General features: G+C 70.8%; 26 protein-coding genes and 1 pseudogene. 21 read left to right on the top strand and 6 right to left on the bottom strand.

All coding sequences use genetic code 11. The features are described from left to right. The first annotated feature begins 11 nt into the window (after window positions 1-11). From C7C45_RS07125 to C7C45_RS07080, 10 genes are all read left to right on the top strand, one after another. Window positions 12-434, top strand: a complete 423-nt coding sequence (locus C7C45_RS07125) for a DUF350 domain-containing protein (protein WP_110562843.1) — start codon at window positions 12-14, stop codon at window positions 432-434. A 52-nt stretch (window positions 435-486) separates the two neighbouring features. Continuing rightward, complete coding sequence (locus tag C7C45_RS07120) at window positions 487-2,079, top strand: polyamine aminopropyltransferase (protein ID WP_110562842.1); 1,593 nt, start codon at window positions 487-489, stop codon at window positions 2,077-2,079. Between the two features lie 113 nt (window positions 2,080-2,192). Further along, window positions 2,193-2,573 (top strand): hypothetical protein, encoded by a 381-nt coding sequence (locus C7C45_RS07115; RefSeq protein WP_110562841.1) that lies wholly within the window; start codon window positions 2,193-2,195, stop codon window positions 2,571-2,573. Window positions 2,574-2,642: 69 nt separating this feature from the next. Then, window positions 2,643-3,497, top strand: a complete 855-nt coding sequence (locus tag C7C45_RS07110) for a hypothetical protein (protein WP_110562840.1) — start codon at window positions 2,643-2,645, stop codon at window positions 3,495-3,497. An 82-nt stretch (window positions 3,498-3,579) separates the two neighbouring features. Further along, the gene (locus C7C45_RS07105; RefSeq protein ID WP_110562839.1) at window positions 3,580-4,164 is read left to right on the top strand and encodes a DUF4178 domain-containing protein; all 585 of its coding nucleotides are present in this window, start codon (window positions 3,580-3,582) and stop codon (window positions 4,162-4,164) included. A gap of 93 nt (window positions 4,165-4,257) precedes the next feature. Further along, entirely contained in the window at window positions 4,258-5,028 is a 771-nt protein-coding gene (locus tag C7C45_RS07100) for a hypothetical protein (protein WP_110562838.1), read from the top strand. Between the two features lie 71 nt (window positions 5,029-5,099). Beyond that, a complete protein-coding gene (locus tag C7C45_RS07095) occupies window positions 5,100-5,765 on the top strand; it encodes a hypothetical protein (protein WP_110562837.1) in 666 nt (221 codons plus the stop codon). An 11-nt stretch (window positions 5,766-5,776) separates the two neighbouring features. Beyond that, window positions 5,777-6,586, top strand: coding sequence for an SDR family NAD(P)-dependent oxidoreductase (locus C7C45_RS07090; protein WP_110562836.1), 810 nt, complete (start codon window positions 5,777-5,779; stop codon window positions 6,584-6,586). A gap of 169 nt (window positions 6,587-6,755) precedes the next feature. Continuing rightward, complete coding sequence (gene pyrE / locus C7C45_RS07085) at window positions 6,756-7,295, top strand: orotate phosphoribosyltransferase (protein WP_110562835.1); 540 nt, start codon at window positions 6,756-6,758, stop codon at window positions 7,293-7,295. Window positions 7,296-7,352: 57 nt separating this feature from the next. After that, window positions 7,353-7,730: an ArsR/SmtB family transcription factor gene (locus tag C7C45_RS07080; RefSeq protein WP_030332125.1), complete on the top strand. Its 378-nt coding sequence runs from the start codon at window positions 7,353-7,355 to the stop codon at window positions 7,728-7,730. Between the two features lie 169 nt (window positions 7,731-7,899). Here the strand turns inward: C7C45_RS07080 and C7C45_RS07075 are convergent, their stop codons facing one another. Beyond that, a complete protein-coding gene (locus tag C7C45_RS07075; protein ID WP_110562834.1) occupies window positions 7,900-8,721 on the bottom strand; it encodes a DedA family protein in 822 nt (273 codons plus the stop codon). A gap of 125 nt (window positions 8,722-8,846) precedes the next feature. Here C7C45_RS07075 and C7C45_RS07070 point away from each other — a divergent pair, with 125 nt between their 5' ends. Beyond that, on the top strand, window positions 8,847-9,326 hold the full coding sequence (locus tag C7C45_RS07070; protein WP_110562833.1) for a SigE family RNA polymerase sigma factor: 480 nt from the start codon (window positions 8,847-8,849) through the stop codon (window positions 9,324-9,326). Window positions 9,327-9,328: 2 nt separating this feature from the next. Then, window positions 9,329-10,390, top strand: a complete 1,062-nt coding sequence (locus C7C45_RS07065) for an LCP family protein (RefSeq protein ID WP_110562832.1) — start codon at window positions 9,329-9,331, stop codon at window positions 10,388-10,390. 33 nt (window positions 10,391-10,423) lie between these two features. Here the strand turns inward: C7C45_RS07065 and C7C45_RS07060 are convergent, their stop codons facing one another. Beyond that, window positions 10,424-10,636, bottom strand: a complete 213-nt coding sequence (locus C7C45_RS07060) for a hypothetical protein (RefSeq protein ID WP_110562831.1) — start codon at window positions 10,634-10,636, stop codon at window positions 10,424-10,426. 124 nt (window positions 10,637-10,760) lie between these two features. Between C7C45_RS07060 and C7C45_RS07055 the strand changes: the two genes are divergently transcribed. Continuing rightward, window positions 10,761-11,135 carry a phage holin family protein gene (locus C7C45_RS07055; protein ID WP_110562830.1) on the top strand — a complete coding sequence of 125 codons (375 nt, stop codon included), beginning with the start codon at window positions 10,761-10,763 and terminating at the stop codon, window positions 11,133-11,135. A gap of 143 nt (window positions 11,136-11,278) precedes the next feature. Further along, on the top strand, window positions 11,279-12,304 hold the full coding sequence (gene fbaA, locus C7C45_RS07050) for a class II fructose-bisphosphate aldolase (protein WP_110562829.1): 1,026 nt from the start codon (window positions 11,279-11,281) through the stop codon (window positions 12,302-12,304). Between the two features lie 54 nt (window positions 12,305-12,358). Here fbaA and C7C45_RS07045 read toward each other — a convergent pair whose 3' ends face one another. Next, the gene (locus C7C45_RS07045) at window positions 12,359-13,552 is read right to left on the bottom strand and encodes an LOG family protein (RefSeq protein WP_110562828.1); all 1,194 of its coding nucleotides are present in this window, start codon (window positions 13,550-13,552) and stop codon (window positions 12,359-12,361) included. Between the two features lie 249 nt (window positions 13,553-13,801). Here C7C45_RS07045 and C7C45_RS07040 point away from each other — a divergent pair, with 249 nt between their 5' ends. Then, window positions 13,802-14,230, top strand: a complete 429-nt coding sequence (locus C7C45_RS07040; RefSeq protein WP_110562827.1) for a DUF3151 domain-containing protein — start codon at window positions 13,802-13,804, stop codon at window positions 14,228-14,230. A gap of 49 nt (window positions 14,231-14,279) precedes the next feature. Here the strand turns inward: C7C45_RS07040 and C7C45_RS07035 are convergent, their stop codons facing one another. Beyond that, a complete protein-coding gene (locus tag C7C45_RS07035) occupies window positions 14,280-16,490 on the bottom strand; it encodes a chromosome partitioning protein (RefSeq protein ID WP_110562826.1) in 2,211 nt (736 codons plus the stop codon). 97 nt (window positions 16,491-16,587) lie between these two features. Then, window positions 16,588-17,481 (bottom strand): annotated as a pseudogene (locus C7C45_RS07030) (diacylglycerol kinase family protein); the annotation flags it as partial. A 349-nt stretch (window positions 17,482-17,830) separates the two neighbouring features. Here C7C45_RS07030 and C7C45_RS07020 point away from each other — a divergent pair. The 6 genes from C7C45_RS07020 to C7C45_RS06995 all read left to right on the top strand — a co-directional run bounded on the left by C7C45_RS07020 (window position 17,831) and on the right by C7C45_RS06995 (window position 25,125). Continuing rightward, entirely contained in the window at window positions 17,831-19,120 is a 1,290-nt protein-coding gene (locus C7C45_RS07020) for an adenylosuccinate synthase (protein WP_110562825.1), read from the top strand. Between the two features lie 110 nt (window positions 19,121-19,230). Continuing rightward, window positions 19,231-20,247, top strand: a complete 1,017-nt coding sequence (locus tag C7C45_RS07015; protein WP_110562824.1) for a type IV toxin-antitoxin system AbiEi family antitoxin domain-containing protein — start codon at window positions 19,231-19,233, stop codon at window positions 20,245-20,247. A 118-nt stretch (window positions 20,248-20,365) separates the two neighbouring features. Further along, window positions 20,366-21,616, top strand: coding sequence for a phosphoribosylamine--glycine ligase (purD, locus tag C7C45_RS07010; protein WP_110562823.1), 1,251 nt, complete (start codon window positions 20,366-20,368; stop codon window positions 21,614-21,616). Window positions 21,617-21,775: 159 nt separating this feature from the next. After that, window positions 21,776-22,837, top strand: coding sequence for an amidohydrolase family protein (locus C7C45_RS07005; protein ID WP_110562932.1), 1,062 nt, complete (start codon window positions 21,776-21,778; stop codon window positions 22,835-22,837). A gap of 504 nt (window positions 22,838-23,341) precedes the next feature. Continuing rightward, window positions 23,342-23,926: a SigE family RNA polymerase sigma factor gene (locus tag C7C45_RS07000; RefSeq protein ID WP_110562822.1), complete on the top strand. Its 585-nt coding sequence runs from the start codon at window positions 23,342-23,344 to the stop codon at window positions 23,924-23,926. Between the two features lie 2 nt (window positions 23,927-23,928). After that, a complete protein-coding gene (locus C7C45_RS06995) occupies window positions 23,929-25,125 on the top strand; it encodes a hypothetical protein (RefSeq protein WP_110562821.1) in 1,197 nt (398 codons plus the stop codon). 245 nt (window positions 25,126-25,370) lie between these two features. On the opposite strand, the gene C7C45_RS06990 is transcribed toward C7C45_RS06995, so the two are convergent. Continuing rightward, complete coding sequence (locus C7C45_RS06990) at window positions 25,371-25,883, bottom strand: DinB family protein (protein WP_110562820.1); 513 nt, start codon at window positions 25,881-25,883, stop codon at window positions 25,371-25,373. Window positions 25,884-25,887: the final 4 nt, after the last annotated feature.

The raw sequence follows: 25,887 nt of genomic DNA, 5'->3' as shown, positions 1-25,887 counted from the left end.
TGGAGCCCCCCGTGCAGAACCTCGTCACCGATCTGCTGGCCACCCTCGCCTTCGGCGTGGTCGGCGTCGTCCTCATGGGCGTCGGCTACGGGTTGGTCGACCTGACCACTCCTGGCAAGCTCCACGAACTGATCTGGACCGAGCGCAACCGCAACGCGGCGCTGTTGCTCGCGTCCAACCTGCTCGGTGTCGGCACCATCGTGGTCGCGGCGATCGTCGCCAGCGACGACGACCTCGCCCTGGGGCTGGTAGGCGCGGCGGCGTACGGGATCGTCGGCCTGGTCATCATGGCCGCCGCGTTCCTGCTGCTCGACGCGGTGACCCCGGGCCGGCTCGGCGAGCTGCTGGTCGACCCGGAGCCGCACCCCGCCGTATGGGTGTCGGCCGTGGTGCACCTGGCCACCGGCGCGATCATCGCCGCCGCGATCCTCTGATGACCGGGGGACCGCGACCGGGTGTTGCCGGCCTGCCGTACCCGGGGCAGTCATGAGCACCGAGGCGCAGCCGGTGCTCGACGGCGGCACCGAGGCCCGGCCGCACTGGCGGCTGGCCCGCGCGGCGGTGCTGCTCGCGGTCTTCGTCTGCGCCGCCTGCGGGCTGGTCTACGAGCTGGCCCTGGTCGCGCTCGGCAGCTACCTGATCGGCGACACCGTCGGGCAGGCGTCGATCGTGCTCGGCGTGATGGTCTTCGCGATGGGGGTCGGCGCGCTGGTCGCGAAGCCGTTGCAGCCCCGGGCCGCCGCCGCGTTCGCGGTGATCGAACTGACCCTGGCCCTGCTCGGTGGTCTGTCGGTACTCGGCCTCTACGCCGCCTTCGCCTGGCTCGACCTGTACGGCCCGGCGCTGGTCGGCACCGCCTTCGTGCTGGGGCTGCTGATCGGCGCGGAGATTCCGCTGCTGATGGTGATGCTGCAGCGCATCCGCGAGCAGGCCGCCGGCAGTGCGGTGGCGGACCTGTTCGCCGCCGACTACGTCGGCGCGCTGCTCGGCGGGCTCGCCTTTCCGTTCCTGTTGATCCCCGTTTTCGGCCAGCTCAAGGGTGCCCTGGTGGTCGGCGCGGTGAACGCGGTGGCCGGTCTCGCCCTGGTCTGCACGGTGTTCCGCAGGGAGCTGAGCCGCCGGGCCCGGCTCGTCCTCGGCGCCGGCTCGGTCGTGGTCGCGCTCTGCCTGGGGTACGCCTGGGTGACCGCCGCCGACTTCGAGGTGACCGCCCGGCAGCAGCTCTACCGGGACCCCGTGGTGCACGCCGAACGCTCCCGTTACCAGGAGATCGTGCTGACCCGGTCGGTGCGGGAGGTCGGCCACGCCGACACCGACCTGCGGTTGTTCCTCAACGGTGATCTCCAGTTCAGCTCGGTCGACGAGTACCGCTACCACGAGGCGCTGGTGCACCCGGCGATGCGCGGCCCACGCGGCGACGTACTGGTTCTCGGCGCCGGCGACGGCCTCGCGGTCCGGGAGATCCTGAAGTACCCGGACGTCCGCCGGGTGACCGTGGTCGACCTCGACCCGGCGGTGGTGGCGCTGGCCAGGCACGTGCCGCAGCTGCGGGCGCTCAACGGCGGATCGCTCGACGACCCCCGCGTACGGGTGCTGAACACTGACGCGTTCGGCTGGCTGCGTACCGCCGCCGAGCGCTTCGACGTGGTGGTCGCCGACCTGCCCGACCCGGACGAGACGGCCACCGCCAAGCTCTACACCGTCGAGTTCTATGCGCTGATCAGGTCGGTGCTCGCCGAGCAGGGACGGCTGGTGGTGCAGTCCGGCTCGCCGTACTTCGCGCCCCGCTCATATTGGTCGATCGACGCCTCGGTGCGGGAAGCCGGCTTCGCCACCGTGCCGTACCACGTCGACGTGCCGTCCTTCGGCGACTGGGGTTTCCTGCTCGCCACGGCGGGAACCGTCCCGCCGGTGCTGGAACTGCCGGCCGACGCGCCCCGGCTGCGTTTCCTCGACCCGGGCGTGCTGCGGGCAGCAACGGCCTTTCCCGCCGACCGCGCCCGCCTGGACGTACCCCCCAGCACTCTCCTCCAACCGAGGGTCCTCGACTACGCCCGCGCAGAGTGGCGCGGCTACTGACCTCCACCACCTGGCGCCTGAACAAGGCGGCTGTGTCGGGGAAGTGTCCGCTCATGGCGCAAACCTCTTGATTAACAGGGTGGAGTGGGGGCGGACGGGGAAAGGGTGGAGACATGTTTGGGATGCGCAAGGCTTGGGAGCGCGAATTGGGCGCGGCCGTCGACGAGTTGGCGGCGGCGGACACGCTCGCCTTTGGTGGGGTGGGGATCGCCGGCGCGCTGTTGCCGGTGACCGAGGCGTACGAGCGGGTCTCGGCCGCCCTCGACGACCACCCCGAGGAGACGCGCCGCCAGCTCGACCGGGTGCTGGCCGACGGCACACCCGCCGGCCGGGCGTACGCGGCCACGCTGCTGGAGCGGGTCGACCCGGCGGCGGCCCGCGCGGCCTGGACGTCGCTGCGGGACGACCCGAGTGAGTTCACCACCTTCGTCGGCTGCGTGATGGACCGGGAAACCCTGGGCACGTACGCCAGTCGGCGGCTGACCGCAGCATGATCCATTCGCCGGTCGGTGTTGCCCGATCGGTTCTGCCGGTCGTCGACACCGCGCCGTACGTTGCGAGCCATGAGCCCGCCCACCACCGCGCCGCGTCCGTCCCGCCCGGCCACCGTGACCATCGCCTTCTGGCTGCAACTGGCCGTGGTGCTGGTGCTGCTCGGCCTGGCCGCGCTGACCGTCGCCGATGCGGTGCACTTCGATGGCCAGATCGACCGCGCGGTGCGGCTGGTGCCGGACGCCGACCCGGACGAGGTGAGAGGCGAGCGGCAGGGCAACGTGGCGATGGCGCTGATCCTCGGCGTACCGGCGGTGCTGCTCGCGCTATGGCTGGCGGTCACCGCCGTCCCGGTCCGGCGGGGCGGCAACGTCGCGCGGATCGTGGTCTTCGTCGCCAGTGGCTCGCAACTGCTGGTCTGCGTCGCCCAGTGCTGCTCCGGAGGGTTTCTCGTACCCCTGCTGACCACTCCGGAGACCTCGGCGGAGCCACCAGCGGATTGGGACGAAGAGTGGGAAACGTCGACGTTCTTCGACACGCTCTACGCCGGCAACGATTCCTGGGACGCCCTGTTCGTCCCCGCGGCCGGCCTGGGCGTGCTCACCGTTCTGACCTTCTCCGTGGCCGTGGTTCTGCTGCTGGCGCTGCCGCCGGCGAACCGCTGGTTCGTGCCGCGCACCGCGAACGAGGTGCTGCCCGGCCCAGCCTGGGCGATGCCCGTGCTCACCTACGCCCCGACCGGTTACGGATACCCGACAGCTCCGCTCGTGCCGGGCTTCCTGCCGCCGAGCCAGCCGCTCCCGCCCGGCTACCTGATCTGCCCCGACCCGGCCGCGCACCTGACACCGGGCGCGCCGGGCACCTCGCCAGGGCCGACCGGGCCGACGACGGCGCCTCCGGAGGACGCACCCGACCACCTTCGCTAGCTGAGCTGTCGGCCACAGCGCGGGCCTTCCTGGTGCCGAGGGTTGTTACCGTCTGCGCCGACGTACCTGGGGAGGTGGTCGGGTGGACGCGCTGGTGACGTGCCTGGTGGCGGCTGTTGTCGTACTCGCGGTGGCCGTGGTCGTCGGGCGGGCCCGGCGGCGGGCGACGAGCCGGGCCGCCGGCCAGCCGGCGGAGACGCCGCGCGGCGGCCCCCTCCGTCTGACCCCGGGCGACCGCGTCCGCATTCGCGAGCGGGAGTACGCGGTGAGCGGCACGATCCGCCTGGTCGAGGGGGACTGGAGCTGGGTGCAGCACCTGCTCGACGACGGCTCCGGCACCCACCACCGGCTCTCCGTGGAGGACGGCCCCGAACTGGAGCTGGTGCTCTGGACGGCCGAACCTGGCGCGACCGTCACCCCTGGCGCGCCGACCATCGAGCTCGGCGGGCTGCGCTACACCTGGGCCGAGACCGGGCAGGCGCGCTACACCGCCACGGGGGAGACCGGGCTGCCGTCGGCCGGCACCATGCGCTACCACGACTACCAGTCCGGTGGCTCCGCGCGGCTCTCCTTCGAGGCGTACGGCGAGGAGGGCTGGAGGGTGGCCCGTGGGGACCTGCTCGACCGTGCTGACCTGGCGATCCGCCGCACGCCTGGGGAGCGCTGAGCCCGGACCGGGTGGGCGTGCCGGGCTCGCCACGGCATGCCGAAGTGGCCGGTTGTCGATACGGTGTGGGCGCGCTCTTAGGGAAGGAGAATCGTGGTCGATTCCCAGAACACGCCAGCCCGCCAGCGGCCATCCATCGTGTCGATATCCAGCTACCTGCTCTTCGTGTTCCTGGCCTGCCAGGTGATCAGCCTGATCATCACGCTCAGCACCATCGGTAAGACGCGTGACGCGGTCCGCGACGCGTACGCGGCCAGCACCGTTGACAATGCCGACCAGGTGGCGGATGTCTTCTTCGCCGTGGGCCTCGCCAGCAGCGTGCTGCTGCTGCTGTTCGCGGTCGTGCTCGCCGTCCTGGCCCTCTTCAACAACCAGGGCCGCAATGGCGCCCGGATCACCACCTGGATCGTGGGCGGCATCATGGTCTGCTGCGTGGGTGTCAGCCTGGTCAGCGGGGCGGCCGGCGGCATGACCGCTGGTGGAGAGTCCGCCGGCAACGGGCCGAGCGGCGAGGAAATCCAGCGCCGGGTGGAGGAGGCTCTGCCCTCCTGGGTCAGCCCGGTCAGCGTCCTGCTGAGCGTGATCAGCCTGATCGCGCTGGTCACGGCGTTGATCCTGCTGGCGCTGCCGAAGGCCAACCCGTTCTTCCGCAAGGCGACCGCGGCCTGGGAGCCCCCGACCCCGGGTGCCAGCTACCCGGGACACCCGCAGGCCCCCGGTCAGCCGGGCTACCCGCAGGCCCCCGCTGAGCCGGGCTACCCGTCGAGTGGGGAGCCGAGCTACCCGCCGCCACCGCCCGCGAACCGACCGGACGACACGCCGCCCGCGGACCGGCCCGGGTCAACCCCGCCGTCGACGAGTTGACCGTTGGATAAGCACGACGCCGACGATCCCTCCGAGTAGGTTGCAACCCACGCCTACCGGAGGGATTCGTCGTGTCGAACCCAGAATCGGCACCGGCCCGCCGGCCCGCCGTCGTCCTGTCGGCCGCGTCCGTGCTGTTGGTGATGGCGGTCGGCGCGCTCGCGTACACCGTTGTCGACCTGGTGGTGCTGGGCGGGACGGTCGACGCGTTCCGCTCCGCGGCCCGCGACACCTCGGCGAGCTCGGAGCAGATCGACGACGTGGTGACCCTGCTCCGCGCGTCCGCAGTGCTGTCGGCGGTGGTGGCTGCGCTCTCCGCGCCGGTGCTCGCCGGCCTGGCCCTCGGGCTGCTGGCCGGTCGCAACGGTGTCCGGGTGGCCACCTGGGTGGTCAGCGGGCTCGGCCTGCTGGGCGGTTGCTGCAGCGTCGCGGTGCTGGTCGGTGAACGAGCCGCGCCACTGCAACTGGGCGCTGACGATCGGTCTCTCGCCGAGTTGCTGGGCCTGATCGGCGACGCGTACCCGTCCTGGTGGATCCCGCTCAACGCCGGGCTTTCCGTCGGGCAGGGGCTAGGTTACCTTGTAGTAGCTACGCTGCTGGCCCTGCCGGCGGCAAACGCCTGGTTCGGTCACCGCCGCTCGACCGCGCCGCCCGCGCCATCCGCACCACCCGCTTTCTCGCCCGCCCCGCCCCAGCCCCCGTCGGCGCCGTCCGCGCCTCCGTACCCGCCCAGGTGAGGACCCGCCCCGTGCCGCTCGACCCCACGACTGCCGAGCGCCGAGCCCTGATCACCGGAGCCACCGCCGGCATCGGCGCGGCGTTCAGCCGGCGGCTGGCCGCCGACGGTTGGCAGCTCGTGCTGGTCGCCCGCGACGCGGCTCGGCTGACCGAGATGGCAGGCGAGTTGGGTGCCACGTACGGCCGGGACGTGGAGACGATCCCGGCGGATCTGTCCACCGACGACGGCTGCGCCGTCGTGGAGCAGCGACTCACCGATGGCAGCCCGGTGCACCTGCTGGTCAACAACGCCGGGATCAGCCTGAACACGACGTTCCTACGCTCCACGGCAGAGGATGAGGCACGCCTGCTGCGCCTCAACGTGCACGCGGTCATGCGGCTGACCCTGGCGGCACTGCGACCGATGACCGAACGGCGGAACGGGGCAGTGATAAATGTCTCTTCGGTCGCCGGTTTCGGTGCGACGATGCCCGGGTCGACGTACCCGGCCAGCAAGGCGTGGGTCACCAACTTCAGCGAGTCGGTTGGCCTGTCGGCGCGGCCCTTCGGTGTCCGGGTGATGGCCCTCTGTCCCGGCTACACCCGCACCGAGTTCCACCAGCGGGCCGGCATCAACATGTCCAAGACGCCCGAGTGGTTGTGGCTGCGGGCCGAGAATGTGGTCGACGAAGCCCTGCGTGACCTGGGAAAAGGCAAGATGGTCAGCGTCCCGGCATGGAAGTACAAGGTGGTCGTCGCCGGCATGCGGCATGCGCCGCGACGGCTGCTCCAGGCGGTCGCGCGGGATGCCCGCGGCCGGATCGGTCGCGACGAGCACTGAGCCTCGACAGGCCCGCCGGTTGCCGGGGACCCTCGGCGCGGCGTTGGCGCGCCGCTATCCGGCCGGTCGCTCAGCGTAGTCGTACATCGCCAATCATCGGTTCCTCACTGGGCTGATCAGGGTGGACCCCACACACGGCGCTCAGACTTGCGCAGTAACCTCTATCGCCATGGGGGACCACGACGACCTGCGTAAATTCATTACCGACCTGGCCGTGGTCCACGGACGGGTCGTGCTCTCCTCGGGGCGGGAGGCAGATTGGTACGTGGATCTGCGGCGCGTCACGCTCCATCACCAGGCCGCTCCTTTGGTCGGCCGGGTGTTGCTCGACCTCACCGCCGACTGGGAGTACGACGCTGTCGGAGGCCTCACCCTGGGCGCGGACCCTGTCGCGGTCTCGATGCTGCACGCCGCCGCTCCGACCGGCCGGGCCCTGGACGCCTTTGTGGTGCGCAAGGCGGGCAAGGCGCACGGTCTGCAGCGGCGGATCGAGGGACCGGAGGTGGCCGGCCGCCGGGTGTTGGCGGTGGAGGATACGTCCACGACGGGCGGAAGTGTGTTGACCGCTGTCGAGGCGCTTCGTGAGGCCGGGGCGGAAGTCGTGGGCGTGGCGGTTATTGTTGATCGAGGCGCCGGCGACGCGGTGCGAGCCGCCGGATTGCCTTACCGGGCGGCCTATACGTTGGCTGACCTCGGCCTTGTGGCGTAAAAGTTTGCCGATTCGGATCTGCTGATATGCAGGCGGATCGATGCTGCTGGTGGAAGGATGGAATACGTGGGAACTGCGTTGGCCGAAATGACTATGCCTCAGATCTCGCCGCTTAACGGCGAGCCGATCGAACGTGCCGATGCCGAGCGTCTTGCCGGGGTCCTCAAGGCCCTTGCGGATCCTGCTCGGCTGCGGCTGCTCAGCCTGATCCAGTCGGCCCCCGAGGGCGAGGCGTGCGTCTGTGACCTGACGGCGCCGCTCGGCCTCTCTCAGCCGACGGTCAGTCATCACCTGCGCATCCTCACCGAGGCTGGTTTGCTGCAGCGGGAGAAGCGCGGTGTCTGGGCGTACTACAGCCTGGTCCCGAGTGCGATCGCGACGATCGCCGACCTGCTGACCCCGCCGCGTAAGCGGGCCACCAAGAAGGCCCGCTGACGTAGGCACTGCACGTCGTCCCGCGCCGGGGCGACGTCCGGTGGCGAGCCAGGGGTGGCGCCACCGGTGGGTGACACCTGCTCGTCCCCGGCCGCACCGCCGGAGGTCGAGTTCGACATGCCGACGGCCGACCCCCTCACCAGGGGGCCGGCCGTCGTCGTATCTGAGTTCAGCGGTCCTGGCCGTGCTCCGGGCGGTGGCGACCGTGCTGGTGCGTGTCGTGGTCGAACGCCTCGCGGGCCGCTTCCGCCGCGCCAGCGGCACTGGCCGCCGCGACCACCGCCACCGCTTCGCCGCGCTTACGGGCCCGCCGGTCGCGGAGGAACTCGAAGAAGATCGGCAACACCGAGATCACGATGATCAGGGCCACCACCGGCAGGATGTAGTGGTCGATCTTGTCGCCGATGGCGTTGTAGATCTGCTCGGCCAGCAGGTAACCGATCAGCAGGATGCCGTCCACCCAGAGCACCGCACCGACGATGTTCCAGAGCAGGAACTTCCGGGCCGGCATGCCGAGCGCGCCGGCGACCGGGTTGAGGAACGTCCGGACGATCGGAATGAAGCGCGCCAGCACCACGGCCTTCGCCGGGCCGAACTTATCGAAGTAGTACTCGGCCTTCTCCACGTACTCCTTCTTGAAGAGTCGGGAGTTCGGTCGCTCGAACATGGGCCGGCCGTACCGGGCGCCGAGCCAGTGCCCCAACTGGGCGCCGGCGATCGCGCAGATCGGCCCGCCGATCAGCAGGCCGGCCAGGGAGAGGCGAGTGCCGTCGCCGAAGATCGCGTCCGCCACCGGCGACGAGGCCACACCGGCGAGGAACAGCAGCGAGTCACCAGGGAAGAAGAAGCCCACCAGCAGGCCGGTCTCGGCGAAGAGGATCACCCACACGCCGATCAGCCCGAAGGTCTGCAACAGATCCTTGGGATCGAGCGGGTTCAGGGCGACGCTCTCCACGAGAGCGCGGGTCTTCTCAGCTGTGTCCACGGCCACAAAGGGTACCGAAGCCCGGGGCTCCGGCCGCGCCGGACCGACCCTCACCACCCGCTGGCGCGCTGCCGCTGCAATGTTCGGTCGGTCCGCTCCCGTCATCTATGGCAGGAGCCCCTGGAGGTGCAGTGACGTACGAGGAGTTCGCGGATACGCGGCTGGCCCCGCTACTGCGGTACGCGGTGATGCTCACCGGCGATCCGCACCAGGCTCAGGATCTGGTTCAGGAGACCATGGTCCGAGTCCAGCTCAACTGGCGCCGGGTCGCCCGGGCGGACGCACCCGAGCGTTACGTACGCCGGATGCTCACCAACCAGTACGTCGACTGGCGGCGCGGCTCGTGGGTGCGCCGGGTGCTGCTGCGCGCCGAGCCCGACCCGACGCTGCCGGTGCCCACCGACCATGCCCAGTCGGCGGTGGACCGGGACCAGATCTGGTCCTGGCTGTCCCGGTTGCCGCGTCGGCAGCGGGCCGCCCTGGTGCTGCGCTACTACGAAGACCTGCCCGATGTCGAGATCGCCGACATTCTCGGCTGTGCCGTCGGGACCGTACGTTCGTCCATCTCCCGGGCCCTGGCCACGCTCCGGGCCGAGTACGTGGAGGCGTGAACATGATTGAGGACGACCTACGCGCCGCGTTCGTCCGGCACGAGCCGATGACCCCGTCGACCGGCCCGCTGCGGGCTGCGATCGACCGACTCGCCGCCACCCGCCGTCGCCGCCGGCAGCGGTTCCAGGCCGCTGGCGTCACGCTCGCCCTGCTCGCCGCGCTCGGAGTCGGCGTGCCGCAACTGCGCCCCGAACGGCCGGCGGAGGACTCGTTGCCGTCTGTGCAACCGGCTGACTCGCAGTCCGGGGCGCTGAACGTCCTGCTGGTTGGCGTGGACGGCTTCGGCGCGAAACCGCCGTACCGCTTGGCGGACTCCATCCTGCTGGTGCACATCCCGGCGGACCGGAGCCGGCCGTACCTCATCTCGTTGCCGCGCGACCTGGAGGTGTCCGTCCCCGGCCGGGGGACCGACAAGCTCAGCAGCGCGTTCTTCACCGGTGCCACCGAGCCCCAGCCCGACCTGGACCCCGGCTACGACCTGACCCGCCGGGTGGTCGCCGACCTGACCGGGGTACGCGTCGACGCCGGCGCGGTGCTGACCTTCACGGGGCTGCGCCGGATCACCGAGGCCGTCGACGGGGTGGAGGTCTGCCTACCGAACGAGGTCCGGTCCTCGCACAGCCGCCGGGTCTTTCCAGCCGGCTGTCAGCGGCTCGACGGAGCCGCCTCGGTCGACCTGCTGCGGCAACGGCGGTACCTGCCCGACGGTGCGTTCGACCGGGACCGTAACGCCCAGCGCTATGTCGCCGGGCTGATCCGGCGGGCGGTCGCGCAGGACGTGCTGAGCAACCCGGTCCGGCTCACCGCGCTGTTGTCGGCCGCAGGCGAGGGCCTGACGGTCGACGACGATGGCCTGCCACTGACCAAGCTGCTGCGGGTGCTACCCGAGCTCAAGAGCGTCGACCCGGTGGGGCTCAGCCTCCCGGTCGGGCCGCTGACCGACAACGTTCAGCGGGTACGACTGGACCCGAAGCAGGGCCCGGCGTTCTTCGCCGCGCTGGGCGAGGATCGGTTGGCGCAGTGGGTGGCGCAGCACCCGGAGCAGGTCAACGCCGTCCGGTGAGGCGCGAGGCGGGCAGTCGACCCGGCGACGGGATCAGCGGTAGTCGTCCTCGTCCACGGTGACCACCCGGGCCTGCTCCATCGCGTCCCAGTCGTCGACCTCCAGGCCACGGTGCGGCTCACTGTCGGTGTCGGCCGGGCCGGCCATCGCCGCCTGCTCGACCGCGTCGGCCGGGTCGGCCTCGGGGTCGCGTTCGTCCGGGGCGAGTTTGTCGCCGGGGGTGAACTCCTCGTCGGGCTGACCCATTGTTCCTCCCGGGGGTCTCGGGGCACGGTTCCCACCCACCGTACGGGCTGGGCCGGCACCGCGCCGGGAAGCGGAGTGGGCGGAATCAGCCCTCGGCGACACGACCCGATGCCAGGATGGTGCCGTGGGCTTCCTCATTCGACTGGCGATCACCGCTGTCGCGTTGTGGATAACCACGCTGATCGTGCCCGGGGTCGACGTGCACGGCCGCTCGGGCGGCAACACCGTCCTCACCCTGATCGTGGTGGCACTGATCTTCGGCGTGATCAACGCGGTGCTCAAGCCGGTGATCAAAATTGTCGGCTGCGTGTTCTACCTGCTGACCCTGGGTCTGTTCGCACTGGTGGTCAATGCTCTGCTGTTCCTGCTCACCGACCGGATCGCCCGCGGCCTCGACCTGCCGTTCGAGGTGGACGGTTTCTGGGCGGCGTTCTGGGGAGCGATCGTGATGACTGTGGTCACCTGGCTGATCAGTGTCATCGTGCCGGACGACCGTTGACTGGATCGCAGCCGGCACCCGGGTCGGTTTCTCCGGCGTACCGCACCTGCGGGATACTGCCGGGCGGAGGACAGCGCGGTCCGGCGCACAGATGAACAACAGCGGCCAGCACGGCCGAGAGTGGTAAGTAAGGAGCGCATCACATGCCCATCGCTTCCCCCGAGGCCTACGCGGAGATGCTGGACCGCGCCAAGGCTGGCCGGTACGCGTACCCCGCGATCAACGTGACCTCCTCGCAGACGCTGAACGCGGCGCTCAAGGGCTTTGCCGACGCGGAGAGCGACGGCATCATCCAGGTCTCCACCGGTGGCGCCGAGTACCTTTCCGGCCCCTCGATCAAGGACATGGTCACCGGCGCGGTGGCGTTCGCCGCGTACGCGCACGAGGTGGCCAAGAAGTACTCGGTCAACATCGCCCTGCACACCGACCACTGCCCGAAGGACAAGCTGGACGGATTCGTCCGTCCGCTGATGGGCATCTCGCAGGAGCGGGTGAAGCGCGGCGAGGAGCCGCTGTACCAGTCGCACATGTGGGACGGTTCGGCCGTGCCGGTCGCGGAGAACCTGCAGATCGCCGCGCAGCTCCTCGACGAGGCCGCCAAGGCCAAGATCGTCCTTGAGATCGAGGTCGGCGTCGTCGGTGGCGAGGAGGACGGCGTCGAGAACGCCATCAACGACAAGCTCTACACCACCACCGAGGATGGCCTGGCCATGGTCGAGGCGCTCGGCCTCGGCGAGAAGGGCCGCTACATGGCGGCGCTGACCTTCGGCAACGTGCACGGCGTCTACAAGCCGGGCAACGTCAAGCTCCGTCCGGAGATCCTCAAGCAGATCCAGGACGCGGTCGGCGCCAAGTACGGCAAGGACAAGCCGCTCAGCCTGGTCTTCCACGGCGGCTCGGGCTCCCTGCTGAGCGAGATCCGCGAGGCTCTGGACTACGGCGTGGTGAAGATGAACATCGACACCGACACCCAGTACGCCTTCACCCGGCCCGTCGCGGACCACATGCTCCGCAACTACGACGGCGTGCTGAAGATCGACGGCGAGGTCGGCAACAAGAAGCAGTACGACCCGCGTGCCTGGGGCAAGGCGGCCGAGGCTGGCCTGGCCGCCCGGGTCGTCGAGGCGTGCGAGCACCTGCGCTCCACCGGCACCACGATGACCAAGTAACAACGTTCCACCGACGGCCGGCTCTCCGCACGGGGAGCCGGCCGTCGTCGTTGCTCAGGCCGTCAACAGCCGGACGGCTTCGCGTACGTCGTCGGTGAGGTGGATCGTCGACGACAGGTCACCGAACGGGGACGCCGCCAGCAGCGGACGAAGCAGCGCCTGCACCGGCAGCTCCCGGGTCCAGTAGTCACGGTCCAGGAAGACGTACGCGCCGCTGACGCCGTCCGTGCCGTAATAGGTCTTGGTGGCCGCCTGGAACACCTCCTGCACGGTGCCCGCCCGCCCCGGCGCGAAGACGATGCCACCCCGGGCGAGCCGCAGGATGGTGTCCTCCCGGATCGCGTTCGAGAAGTACTTGGCGATCCGCCCGGCGAACAGGTTCGCCGGTTCGTGCCCGTACAACCAGGTCGGAATGGCCAGCCCGCCGGCCCGCGCCCAGTCGAGGTCGGCGCCGCGCTGCCGCGGCACACCCGCGTACCGCTGTCGCACCGCCAGGGCCGTGGCCGTGTAGCTGTGGTGGTCGGTGAAGTCGGGCGCGGTGGCCAACAGGTCGATCGCCTCGGTCAACTCGGCCGCCGAACGGTCCGCCAGGTAGGCGCCGAGGTTCGCCGCCTCCATCACCCCGGGGCCGCCGCCGGTCACCACCAGCCGGTCGGCCCGCGCCAGCTCCCAACCCAGCACGGCAGCCATCCGGTACGCCGGGCTGCCGCGCCGCACCGCGTGCCCACCCATGATGCCCACCACCGACTGCGGTCCGTGTCGGGCCAGCCAGACCCGGGTGGCGTCGGCCAGCGCGTTGTCCACGCCGTGGTCGTGCAGCCGCTGACCCAGCGCCTCCTTGACGTCCGGCAGCGCACCCCCGTGCACCCGGTAGTGGTCGTACACCCGGGTGTCGTACATCCCGGTGAACCCGCCCTCGGCGAACCCGGCGGCCAGGTCCTCCGGGGTGTAGAGGTGCCCAGGCTGGGTCGGGTACGGCAGCCCCGAGAACGGTGGCACCACGTTCGCGCCCCGCCGGACCAGGTCGGCGCCGACGTCCCGGGAGGCGAACCGGCAGCCCACGAAGAGGGTGCCGGCGACCTCCACGCCGGTCAGGTCGGGCACCGGCGCCAGGTCGAGGCGCAGGCCCTGCACCGTGAGCCCGGTCAGTCGGCCGGTGGCCAACTGCCGATCGAACTCGTCGCGCGTCTGGATCTCGTCGGTGTGCAGCTGCGGCTCGATGACGTCCGCTGGAGGTGGGGTCGGCACCGGGCCATCCTGCCCGCCCGCCGGGGCCGGTCAAACCTCGGGCCTGGGGTGCAACCGACAGGAGCCCGGTGGCCGTGGCCACCGGGCTCCTGCATAACCGGTTCCTGGGGAGGCTCCGGACCATTAGTTGTAGTGGAAAACACCTGGCGGCGGCATAGGCCGCAGGCGTGACCAACTCCTCAGCCGTTCAGCCGAACGCGTTGGCCGACCCGCTCGCGTGTCGCGCTGTCCAGCGGGTTGAATGGGGCGATGCAGAACCTTTTGCCAGAGCCACCGGCCACCCGACTGCCCGTGAACGACGAGGCCGACGCCGCCCTGGCTGCCGCCGACGAGGCCGGCACCGACGAGGCGTTCGCCAGCGTGGCGGCTGGCTTCCCGACCTACAGTGCGGGCTGGGCCGAGTTGGCGGCCCGGGCGTTCGCCCAGGGCCAGGTGGTGACGGCGTACGCCTACGCACGCACCGGCTACCACCGTGGCCTCGACCAGTTGCGCCGCAGCGGTTGGAAGGGGCACGGCCCGGTGCCGTGGTCGCACGAGCCCAACCGGGGCTTCCTCCGCTGCCTGTACGTGCTGTCCCGGGCCGCCGACGAGATCGGCGAGGCCGACGAGGCGGCCCGCTGTGCCCAGTTCCTGCGTGACTGCGACCCGGAAGCGGCGGACGCGCTGGCCAGCAACTGACCCCGCTCCGACGGCCGGCCCGACTCCGGGCCGGCCGTCGGCGGTGGCCCTACAACCCTTCGGCGACTGCTGCGGCGATCTTCAACCAGGCGTCGCGGGTGGCCGAGGAGAGCCCGCCGTACCGGATCGGCTCGCCACTGTCGATGAGCCGCTCGTACGGGGCCAGCAGCACCGCCCGGGTGCGGGCCGCGAAGTGCTCCTGGATGGCCGGCAGGTCGATCTCCTTGCGGGACGGCGGCATCGACACCACCGTCACGGCCTGGCGGACCAGCCGTTGCCGGCCGCTCTGCTCCAGGTGGTCCAGCATCCGGGCGGCGGTCTCCGCCGAGTCGTTACGAGCCGACATGGTGACCACCAACTGATCGGTGGCGTCCATCGAGGCCTGCCAGTTCTGCGCCCGGACGTTGTTGCCGGTGTCCACGAAGATCAGCTTGTAGAACCGGCTGACCACCTCACGGATCTCGGCGAACGCGGCCGCGGTCAGCATCTCGCCACCGGTGGCCGACTCGTCCGAGGCCAGCACGTCGAACATCCCCTCGCCCTGCGAGCGGACGTACTGCGACAGGTCACCGACCCGCCCCTGCGCGCCCTGGAACTGGCTGAGGTCACGCAGCATGTCCCGCACTGTGCGGGAGTGGAAATCCTGCTGGGCGCGCATCCCGAGGGTGCCCTGGGTCTCGTTGTTGTCCCAGGCCAGCACGTAGCCGCCGCGCTTCTGGCCGAACGTCATCGCGAGCAGCAGGATGGCCACCGTCTTACCGGCCCCGCCCTTCGGGTTGACCACGGTCACCTGCCGCAGCCCGCCGAAGTTGCGACGCACCATCTCGATGTCCCGCCTGCGCTCCTGCTCGTGCCGACCGGGCGCGAGCCGGAGCAGGCCCATCTTGTTGACCACCGCGCGCACACCCGTGGTGGCCACCGGGTCGGCGGGCCGGACCTGGCGGCGCCGGCTGAAGTCCTCGGCCGTCGGTACCGCGGGGGCATCCGGCGTCCAGCTCGCGTCCGGATAGGCGGGGGCATCCGGATACCCGGTGGCGGGCACCCGGGTCACTCCCTCGGCCTCCTGGTAGGGCTGCCCGGGCGCGACACCGGCCGGGCCCTGCTGCCACGGCGGTGGGTACCAACCCGGCGACGGCGGGAACGGCCCGGGCGGTGGGGTCGGCGGTCGGGGAGGCTGCTGCGGCAGGTTGCTGAACTGGGTCGGGTCTGGCGGGGGCGGGATGTGCGCGGGGCCGGCCTGACCAGGGATCATCGGGGTGAACGACTGGCCCGGGTGCACCGGAGAGGGGCCGACGTGCGGCGGCTGCGGCCCGGGCGGGGCGGGGATCGGCGGCGTTGCGGTGGCGGCCTCGTCGTGGGCCGGCGCGGGTGCCCCAGCGGGACGTTGCGGCGGCTGCGCCCACGGCGACTCGCTGACCGGCCGCGCCGCCCCGCCGACGGACCCGTCCTCCCCGGCCTGAGGTGCCGGTCCGGCCGGTGCGGAATCGTCTGCACCGGTCGTGCGGTCGGCGGGCGTGGCGGCTGCGGTGGGACGGTCCAGGGTGAACGGCAGGTCCAGGTCCACGCCACCCGGAGGGATCGGTGGAACGGCGGCCCGACCCCGGTCACCGGCCTGCGCCTGCTCACCCCCGGCCGCGGTGCCGGTCGCGCCGGCCGCGCTCTGTGCCGCCTCGGCTTGGCGGTCCGCCGGCGCGGAGGCGGTGTTCGGTGCCGCAGCGCTCGTCGGCGCGACGGGGATCCCGGTGCCACCGGGGCCGCCGCCGCTACCCGCAGCACCGACTGCCGGTGGCGCGGGCGGCGTGCCCGTCGCCGGTGGCGTGCCGGTCGTCGGTGGCGTGCCCGTTGCTGGTGGTGCGGGCGGTGTCGACGCGGCGGCTGGCGCGGCCGGCGGTGGCCAACTCGGCTGCGGCGGCGCCCAGCCCGACACGTTGCCGGACGGGCCGCTGACACCCCAGCCACCGGGCGGCGGGACGGCACCGGTGAGCGACGGGTAGTCGGACGGAGAAGGCGGCGGCTGCGCCGGGGCCCCGGGTTGCCCGGGAACCGGCGGCCGGCCAGTCGGCGGCGCGGCCACCGGCGGTGTCACCGGCCCAGACGGTACCGACGACGGCGCACCCTGTTGTTGGGCGACCGCCGCCCAGGGCGGTGCGGCGTTGCCCGCGCCCCGGTCGGCCGGATCCGGTGGCCAGAGTGGTTCAACGTCCCGCTCCGGCACCGGCTGCTGGCCGTGCATCTGCGCCCGGTCGGCGTTCTCGTCCATTAGGGCCCTCCCCAGTCCTCCTGCGAGGATAGGCCCCATCCGCCCCCGAGGGGCTGTGGGCGCAGCCGAGGCCCACCCCCCCGGCGCAGCCCAGGGGTCAGATCGACCAGACCGCCCAGGCTCCCGGCTCGATCCACCAGGAACGCTTCCGGGTCAGCTCCCCCTCGACACCATCGTCGAGGTACGGCACCTTCCCCTCCCTGGGCAGCACCGACACGGCCCGCCCGCGGGCCCGCCGAACTTCGAGGCGTACCCGCTTGCGACCCAACGCCGACCGGACGACCACCGGAACGGCCACCGCGACCTCGATCTGGCCGTCGGTCGGGTCCGGCGCGGTCAGCAGCGTCACGTCGTCGAGCGTCGCGTACCCGCCGGCATTGCCGACCGCGCAGGCCAGCAGCGGTTCGTCACCGTTGGTGAGGATGGCGTCGTCCACCTCCACCCGGGCCCGCCAGTGCAGCGGCCGGCCGGCGTCGTCGGCGGCACCGAGCAGCGCGCCGTCCAGGGTCACCGAGCCACCGTCGTTGCGCAGCAGGTCAAGTCGGCGTGCCGTGCCATCCAACACCGCGGCGGCCACCGCCGCCGGGTCACGCGGCAGCCCGAGCTGCGCGGCCAGGTCCCGGTGAGTGCCGCCACGGGCCGGATCGAGCGGAAGTACGGCCACCGGCGGCAGATCGGGCAGGGTCCGGTTGCCGGGCAGATCCGCCGGGCGGCGGCTCGGCGCTGGCGCGTACCGCCGGACCAGCCGGCGCAGCACGGCGCGCAACTGCCCGTCACTCGCCGTGGCGACGACCAGCCGGGTCTTGCCGTCCAGATCCGGCCAGGTGAGGCCATCCGGGCGGGCTGGACCGTCGAGCCGGGCCAACACCGCGTCGATCTCCGCGTCGGAGCGGGCGGTGACCGTCTCCACCCGGGCCCCCCGGGCGACCAGCGCGTCGGCGCAGGCCAGCACCGGCACCCGAGGCCGCTCGGTGGCGCACCGCTCGGCGTCACCGTCGGCCCGGGTCGTCTGGCCGGTCGGGTCGGTCTGGCTTGTCGGGTCGGTCTGGCTTGTCGGGTCGGTCTGGCTTGTCGGGTCGGTCTGGCTTGTCGGGTCGGTCTGGCCGGTCGGGTCGGTCTGGGCCTCGGTCGCACCGCCACAGCAGGCCCCGCCGCTGCCACAGCCCCCGGGAGCGTCGCGCTCCGAACCGAGGGTGAGCAGCACCACGTCGTACACGGAAGGAGCCTCCTGCCTCTCGACGCGACCCCTGCCGGCCACGCCGTCACTACTTGTTAACCTGACACCCCGGGCTCGCCAACCGGTCGCCACCTGGCACCCGAGCCTTCTGGAGGCGGAAAAGATGCCAGCGATCGTGCTCATCGGCGCTCAGTGGGGCGACGAGGGCAAGGGCAAGGTTACCGACCTGCTGGGTGAGCGGGTCGACTACGTCGTGCGCTACTCCGGCGGCAACAACGCCGGCCACACGGTGATCACCCCAGACGGCCAGAAGTACGCGCTGCACCTGATGCCCTCCGGTGCGCTCTCGCCGGACGCGATGATCGTCATCGGTAACGGTGTGGTGGTCGACCCGAAGGTGCTGCTCGCCGAGATTGACGGCCTGGCCGAGCGCGGCGTCGACGTGTCCCGGCTACGGATCTCCGGTGACGCGCACCTGATCATGCCGCACCACCGGGCGCTGGACCGGGTGATCGAGCGCTACCTCGGCTCGTCCCGGATCGGCACGACCGGCCGGGGCATCGGCCCGGCGTACGGCGACAAGGTCGCTCGGATCGGCATCCGGCTCCAGGACCTGCTCGACCCGGGCATCCTGCGCAAGAAGCTGGAACTCGCCCTGCGCGAGAAGAACCAGATCCTCTTCAAGGTCTACAACCGCAAGGCGATCGACCTTGAGGCGACCGTCGAGGAGTACCTGGCGTACGCGGAGCGGCTCAAGCCGTACATCGCGGAGACCCGGGCGATGCTCTGGGACGCGTTGGACCGGGGCGACACGGTGCTGCTGGAGGGCGCCCAGGCCACCATGCTCGACATGGACCACGGCACGTACCCCTTCGTGACCTCGTCCAACCCGACCGCCGGTGGCGCCTGCGTGGGTGCCGGCATCCCGCCGACCGCGATCAACAAGGTGATCGCGGTCAGCAAGGCGTACACCACCCGGGTCGGCGCGGGTCCGTTCCCCACCGAGCTGTTCGACGCCAGCGGAGAGCACCTGCGCAAGATCGGCGCGGAGTACGGCACCACCACCGGACGGGAACGCCGGTGCGGATGGTTCGACGCGGTGGTCGCCCGGTACGCCTGCCGCCTCAACGGCGTCACCGACCTGGTCATCACGAAGCTGGACGTGCTCACCGGCCTGCCCAAGGTGCCGATCTGCGTGGGCTACGAGATCAACGGTGTCCGGGTCGACGACATGCCGATGAGTCAGACCGACTTCCACCACGCCAAGCCCGTCTACGAGGAGCTCGACGGCTGGTGGGAGGACATCACCAAGGCGAGGACCGTCGAAGAACTACCGGAAAACGCCCGCCGCTACATCGCCCGGGTAGAGGAACTCTGCAACACCAAGATCAGCGTAGTAGGCGTAGGCCCAGGCCGAGAAGAAAACGTAGTCCTCCACCCCCTCCTCCCCTAACCCCCGCTACCCCCGCGTTGGTCCCCCGCGTGGTCCCCGCGGGTCGCCCGCGTTGATCATGGAGTTATAGCCACTCGCTGCGGCGTGTCGTGGCTATAACCTCATGATCGATGCGTGCCACCCGCCGGGTTATCCACAGGCGCGAGCGGTTGTCCACAGGGGGTGTTTCCGGCCTCGGGTTGGGCCAGGGTGGCCGGGTGGATGCCTTGGACGTTGTGCGGCGGGTTGCGGCCGTCCGCGACGGGATTGTGACGATCGGGCAGGCGCGAGCCGCTGGCCTCACCACCTATGAGGTGCAACGGCTCTGCAGGGCTGGTCGGTGGCGGGTCGTGGCGCGTGGCAGCTATCTCGTGGACGCCGACCTGTACGACGGGGTGCCCCGACGAGCGCGGATCAGGGCGGCGGTGGCTTCCTTCGGCCCGGCGGCCGCCGCGGTGCTCGCGACGGCCGCCGAACTGCACGGGCTGGCTGGTCTACGGAGCACTGAGGTGATCGAACTGTCGGTGCCGGGTCCGGTCGCCAGGCGGGCACACCTTGCCCATCCGGAGGTGGTGGTCCATCAGTTGGTCATCCCGCCTGAGCACCTTGTCCGGGTGGACGGAATCCCGGCTACCGGGCCAGTGCGAACCCTTGCCGATCTGAGCCTGCGGGTTGATCGTTTCTCGGCGGTGAGCGTGCTGGACTCGGCGTTGAATCGTGGGCTCGTGACCACCGATGATCTCCTCTCCGTTCCGCGTCTCATCCGCGGGCGGCGCGGCGCGGTCGCGGCACGCGGCTACCTGGGCGAGGCGGATGGGCGGGCGCAGTCGCCGCTTGAAACGCGCGCCCGGCTTCGTTGTGTCGACGGCAGGGTGCCGCCTGACGCTCTGCAACTCGAGATCCGCGACGACGATGGCTTCCTGCTCGGTATCGGCGATCTCGGCTGGCGTTGTTCCCGGATCATTGCCGAGGCCGACGGCCGAGGTCCTCATGCCGCTCCGGAAGCGGTCTTCGCCGACCGACGCCGCCAGAATCGCTTGGTCAACGCTGGCTGGGCTGTCCTTCGTTTCACCTGGTCGGACACTCTCCGGCCCGACTACATCCCATGGACGGTCCGTCAGGCGATGGCCGGCGCCCGCCACCGCTAACCACGCCACCCCCAGCCGGCATCGTTGATCATGAGGTTATTGCGTCTGACACGCCGAGCCGGTGGCGATAACCTCATGATCAACTGGGCTTGGTTCGGGGGACAGTAGGATCTGGGTCGTGCGGGTTCTTTTGGTGGGTGGTGGCGGGCGGGAGCATGCTCTCGCGCTTGGGCTGGTGGGCGATTCGGCTGTTTCGGCGCTCGTTGCTGCGCCGGGCAACCCGGGGATCGGCTCGGTGGCTGAGCTGCGGGCCGTGAACGCTTCCGATCCGGCCGCGGTGGCGGCGTTGGCCGTGGAGACCTCCGCCGACCTGGTGGTGATCGGCCCGGAGGCGCCGCTGGTCGCCGGGGTCGCCGACGCGCTACGCGCCAAGGGGATCGCCGTGTTCGGCCCCTCCGGTGCGGCCGCTCAACTCGAAGGTTCCAAGGCGTTCGCCAAGGACGTGATGACCGCCGCCGGCGTGCCGACCGCCCGGGCGTACGTCTGCACGGACCAGGAGAGCACCGCGCGGGCGCTGGACGAGTTCGGCGCCCCGTACGTGGTGAAGGACGACGGCCTCGCCGCCGGCAAGGGTGTGGTGGTGACCGACGACCGGTCCGCTGCCCTCGCGCACGCCGCCGAGTGTGGACGAGTCGTGATCGAGGAGTTCCTCGACGGCCCGGAGGTCAGCCTCTTCGTGGTCACCGACGGTGAGGCGGCGCTGCCGCTGCTGCCGGCACAGGACTTCAAGCGGCTCGGCGACGGCGACACCGGGCCGAACACGGGCGGCATGGGCGCGTACGCGCCGCTGGCCTGGGCCCCCGCCGGCCTGGTCGACGACGTCATGCGCGACGTGGTCCACCCGACGCTCGCGGAGATGCGCCGCCGGGGCACCCCGTTCGCCGGCCTGCTCTACGTCGGGCTCGCGATCACCAAGGCGGGTCCTCGGGTGATCGAGTTCAACGCGCGCTTCGGCGACCCGGAGACCCAGGCGGTGCTCGCGTTGCTGGAGACCCCGCTGGGTGGGCTGCTGCACGCGGCGGCCACGGGAACGCTGGCCGAGCACCCGCCGCTGCGGTGGCGCGACGGCAGCGCGGTCACCGTGGTGCTCGCCGCTCCGGGCTACCCGGCCGCTTCGCGTACCGGTGACGTCATCACCGGCGGGGACCGCCCGGGCATCATCCACGCGGGCACCGCCCGCCGGGCCAGCGACGGTGCGTTGCTGTCCGCCGGCGGCCGGGTCCTCTGCGGTACGGCCACCGGCCCCGACCTGACCGCCGCTCGGGACGCCGCGTACGCGCTGGTGGACGGGGTGGAGTTGGCCGGCTCGCAGCACCGTACCGACATCGCCGCCGCCGCGATCGAGAACCGGATCACGATCCCGAGCTGAGCCCACGCAGCGGCGGACCAGTGCCTGCGGTGGCCTCGCCGTGGGGGCGGAACGGCGACCGCGAACGTCCGCGGTGGCCCGGGTCGGTCAGCCGACGAGATGGCTTGCTGACTGACTGCCTGCCCAGGTGTGCGTGGATTGCGGTGCGGGGGTGGTGTGGTGGCAGTGTTGCGAGTCCGCGGTTTCGGTCTTCCCGAAGGCGAGCCGGTCGATCTCTATGCCGACGGTGACCGGTGGACCTCGGATCCGGTGGCCGGTGCGGAACTCGTCGCCGAGGGCTGGATACTGCCCGGGCTGGTCGATGCGCACACCCATCCGGGAGCCGAGACGCCAGGCCAGCCACTGGATGACGGCATCTTGCGGGAGGATCTCCGGGCGCATTTGGAATCGGGAGTAACGCTCATCCGTGCGCCCGGACTCGCTGGTGATCCGCCCGATTGGTTCGGCCGAGCTGACGAAAGCCCGCGAGCCTTCCACGCCGGCCCATGGCTCGCTCAGCACGGACAGTTCATGGAAGGCTGGGGTCGCCGCCCAAAGCCAGCCGACTTGCCCGCCGTCGCAGCCGAGCAGGCAGCTCGCACTGGTTGGGCGAAAGTGGTGATCGACTGGCAGCTCGGCGACGATGTCATGCCGGTGGAAGTGTTACGTGAGGCTGTCACACGGGTGCATGCGGTCGGTGGGCGCCTTGCGGTGCATTCCCAACACGCGGCAGGGGGTGTGGTCGCGGTCGAGGCGGGCGTGGACTCCGTGGAGCACGGCATGGGCCTGGACCCGGAGCTGCTGTCTCGCATGGCCGCGCAGGGCACCGCGCTGACTCCGACACTATCGGTGATCACCGCTTCCCTGGCAAAGATTAACGCGGATCCGGAACGTGCTCGCAAAAGCTGGTACGTACCGGGAGCAAGCGCGCACGCTCGGCTCACCGCCGCCGCCGTCGAGGCCGGGGTCACCGTGCTGGCCGGTACGGACTCGCGGCCGCACGGTGGCATCGCTCATGAGATTCGTGCTCTGGTGGCAGCCGGTGTATCACCACACCAGGCGATCGCCGCCGCTTCTTGGACCGCCAGGTCCTATCTCGGCCTGCCCGGCCTGGTGGACGGAGCCCCGGCGGACGCGGCCGTGTTCGACGGCGATCCCAGAACTGACCTCGGCCAACTCGACAAGCCGCGAGCCGTGATCGTCCGTGGAAAGCGTGTTCACCGGCGTGTGGGTAGCCAATGACTCTGAATGAGCTGGACATCCGCGGACAATGGTCCGCTCGCGGACCCTACTTGCAGGCATCCGTGCGGGGGTTGCGCCGACACGCCCGGGGGCAACGGCGACGAAATCCGGCCTATCACTCTTGGTGACAAGCGAGAGCTTGATCATGGCGGTTGAGCACGCGTGTTCGCCGCGCTCCTGCGCCGCCGAACGACACCCTGAAGCCGGTCGTCGTAGCCGCGCCCGTGCACGATCTGCCACCACCACATGCTGACGGCCGCGCCGTCGCCCCACCCGGCGTGTCAATCCGTCGCCGACCTGATCAAGTGTGCCGGCCGAACGGGTGGAGGACTGTGCGTGCGGGAGTTGAGTCAGTCTGGTGAGGTTGTCGCCCCAGAAGGGCAACCCGGCGTTGCTCCGGCCACGACTTAGCGGTGTCGGAGACACAGCGACGGGAGGAGTGGAGATGCGGGTTTGCGGACGATCACCGTGCGGTTGGTGGCCGGTGGGAGGACAGGTCCGAGGATGCCGCTGAGCCGGAGATCGGTCGAGCGGGCTGCGGCCGACGCCGAGTACACCGAGTGTGTTCGCGCTGGCCTGCCGCAGTGGCGTCGGACGGCGTACCTGATGTGCGGTGACTGGCATCAGGGCGACGACATCGTGCAGCGGGTGCTCACCGAGTTGTACCGCAACTGGTCCCGGGCTCGGCGGGCCGACAACCTGAATGCACTGGTCCGGACGATGCTGATGCGGCGGTTGATCGACGAGCGGCGACGCGGCTGGGCTCGGGTGCTGCTCACCGACCTGCTACCGGAGCGGCCCGCGCCGACCGCCCCGGATGCCACGGACCGACTCGATCTGGTGGCGGCACTGCGCCAGGTCGCGCCGCGGCAGCGGGCCGTCCTGGTGCTGCGGTTCTTCCAGGACCTGACGGTGGAGGAGACGGCGCAGGCGCTGGGCTGCGCGCCGGGCACCGTCAAGAGCCAGACCGCCAAGGGGTTGGCGACGCTGCGCGGACTGCTCGCCCCCGTCCGAAATGACGTGCCGACCACCATGCCGACCGGCAAGGCGAGTGGCACGCCGACCAACGTGTTGGCCCACGGGAGTTGACGATGATCGAGGACATGGATGTGGCGCGGTTGATGCGCGCCGAGGTCGAGTCGGCCGAGAAGCCGTCCGCTGTGAACATCGAACGGGCGATGATCGCCGGGCGGCGGCAGCGTTGGTACGCGAGGGGCGCGGGTGCCGCACTGGCGGTGGTCGCGGTGGCCGTCGGTGCTGTCACGGTGCCGGGTCTGGTCGACCCGGACCGGTCGTCGCCGCCGTCGCTGGAGATGGTCGGCGCCCTGGCTCCGCTGGAGCCGTACACCGGGGAGGTGACGTCGCCCGACGCGTCCCGGATCCCGGCCGCGTTGGAGACGATCGACCCGACCGTTCAGTACGTTCGGTTCGGTTGGTTGCCGTCGGGCCTAGCCAGTCTGCAGTACGGGGCGGGTCTGACCCAGAGTGGTCCGGGTGTCTTTCTGATCGGGCATGCCGGCGATCCGCAGAACTGGGCAGGGGTTTCGGTCCATCTCTATCCGAAGGGGGTGAAGCCGCCGGCGCCGCAGGTCATGGGCATCGACCAACGGGCACCCACCGTGAGTACGGCGCCCGCGCCCGATGTGCGGGGCGCAGCGGCGACCTTCACCCTGTACGACGTCGACGGCACTGACCGGCTCTCCCTCCGCTGGCAGTACGCCCCGGACGGCTGGGCCGCAGTCGATGTCTCACCCTGGGCGGCGGGGCAGGATGCCCGTGAGATCGCCCTGCACGTGGCGCAGAAGCTCAGGTTCAGTACGACCGAGCGGGTGCGGATGCCGGCCCAGGCCATCGGGTTGCCGCAGCGCCTGCGGCCGATTTATACCACCGTCAACGGGCCACTGACCCCGGACGGCTGGCGGTGGTACGCCGGCGTCACGTACAGCGCCGAACCCCCCACCGCGGATCACCGTGCGCCGGGGGCGAAGACGCTGGACGTCAGCTTCTCCCCGTACGTCGAGGTGACCGACAAGATCCGGGCCGAGTTGCAAGGGAAGGAACTCTTCCGGACGCCGAACACCACCATCGACGGTCATCAGGCGTCCTTCCTCACTGCCCAAGATCCGGACTGGTTCGAGAGGCTGGAGGTGCTCGACGTGCAGGGGATGGCGGTCGAGATCGACGCACGCCGCGGCACGCTCGATGAGCAGGGCACGAAGGGCCTGTTCCAGCGCCTCGACCTCGCCGGGGCCAAGCCGGACTGGCGGCCCTCGCTGATGGCCGACTGACTGGCGCGGTCACCGCCCCGGAATCGCCGGTTCTCGCCGACGGTTCCGGGGCGGTGAGCTGCGTTGGTGCGACGGCAGCGGGTGCCGCCGGGCGACACCCTGTCGCTGGTCGTCGCTAATGGCGTAGCAGTCGTGAAATCGTCGGGGCCAGTCTGGTGAGGTTGTTGCCCTCGAGGAGGCAACCCCGCGTTGTCTGGTCCTCATTGCCGCTGTCATCTGGCTTCGATGATCACTAAGGATGCACGTTAGTCGCCGGTCATGCCGTCGATCTGCTCCCGGAGGATGTCGGCTTGGCCGCAGTGCCGCGCCAACTCGCGGATCATGTGCACGTAGATGTAGCGCAGTGACACCCTGCCCAGGCGGGGATGAGACACAGTGTCGTCGAGGGCGAAGCCGGCTGCGATCTGCCTCGATCGATCACAGACCGCGGTGTACTCCGCGATGACGTCCGCGACCGTCTCGTACGAGCCGACCTGCCAACTGGCGTCGTCACCGAACGAGTTACCAGTGATCTGTTCACGCGGCTGCTGTCCCAGGCAGTGCTGGAACCAGTTCCGCTCAACAGCGGCGGCGTGTTTGACGAGACCGATGAGCGTGGTGAGCGAGGGCACAAGGCTCCGGCGGGCGTCATCCTCCGACAGCCCTCGGAGCTTGGCGATGATGACATCGCGGTACGCATCGATGAAGGCTTCCAGAAGCTTGCGCTCCGGAGCCGTGCTCGCCAGTTCCTCGCTGTCTAGCGGCCGGGCAGTCGTCACATCG

This window comes from Micromonospora arborensis (assembly GCF_003205615.1).
Taxonomy (GTDB): Bacteria; Actinomycetota; Actinomycetes; order Mycobacteriales; family Micromonosporaceae; genus Micromonospora; species Micromonospora arborensis.
The sequence above is the reverse complement of the archived record's forward strand: the minus strand, read 5'-3'. Positions and strand labels throughout refer to the sequence as shown.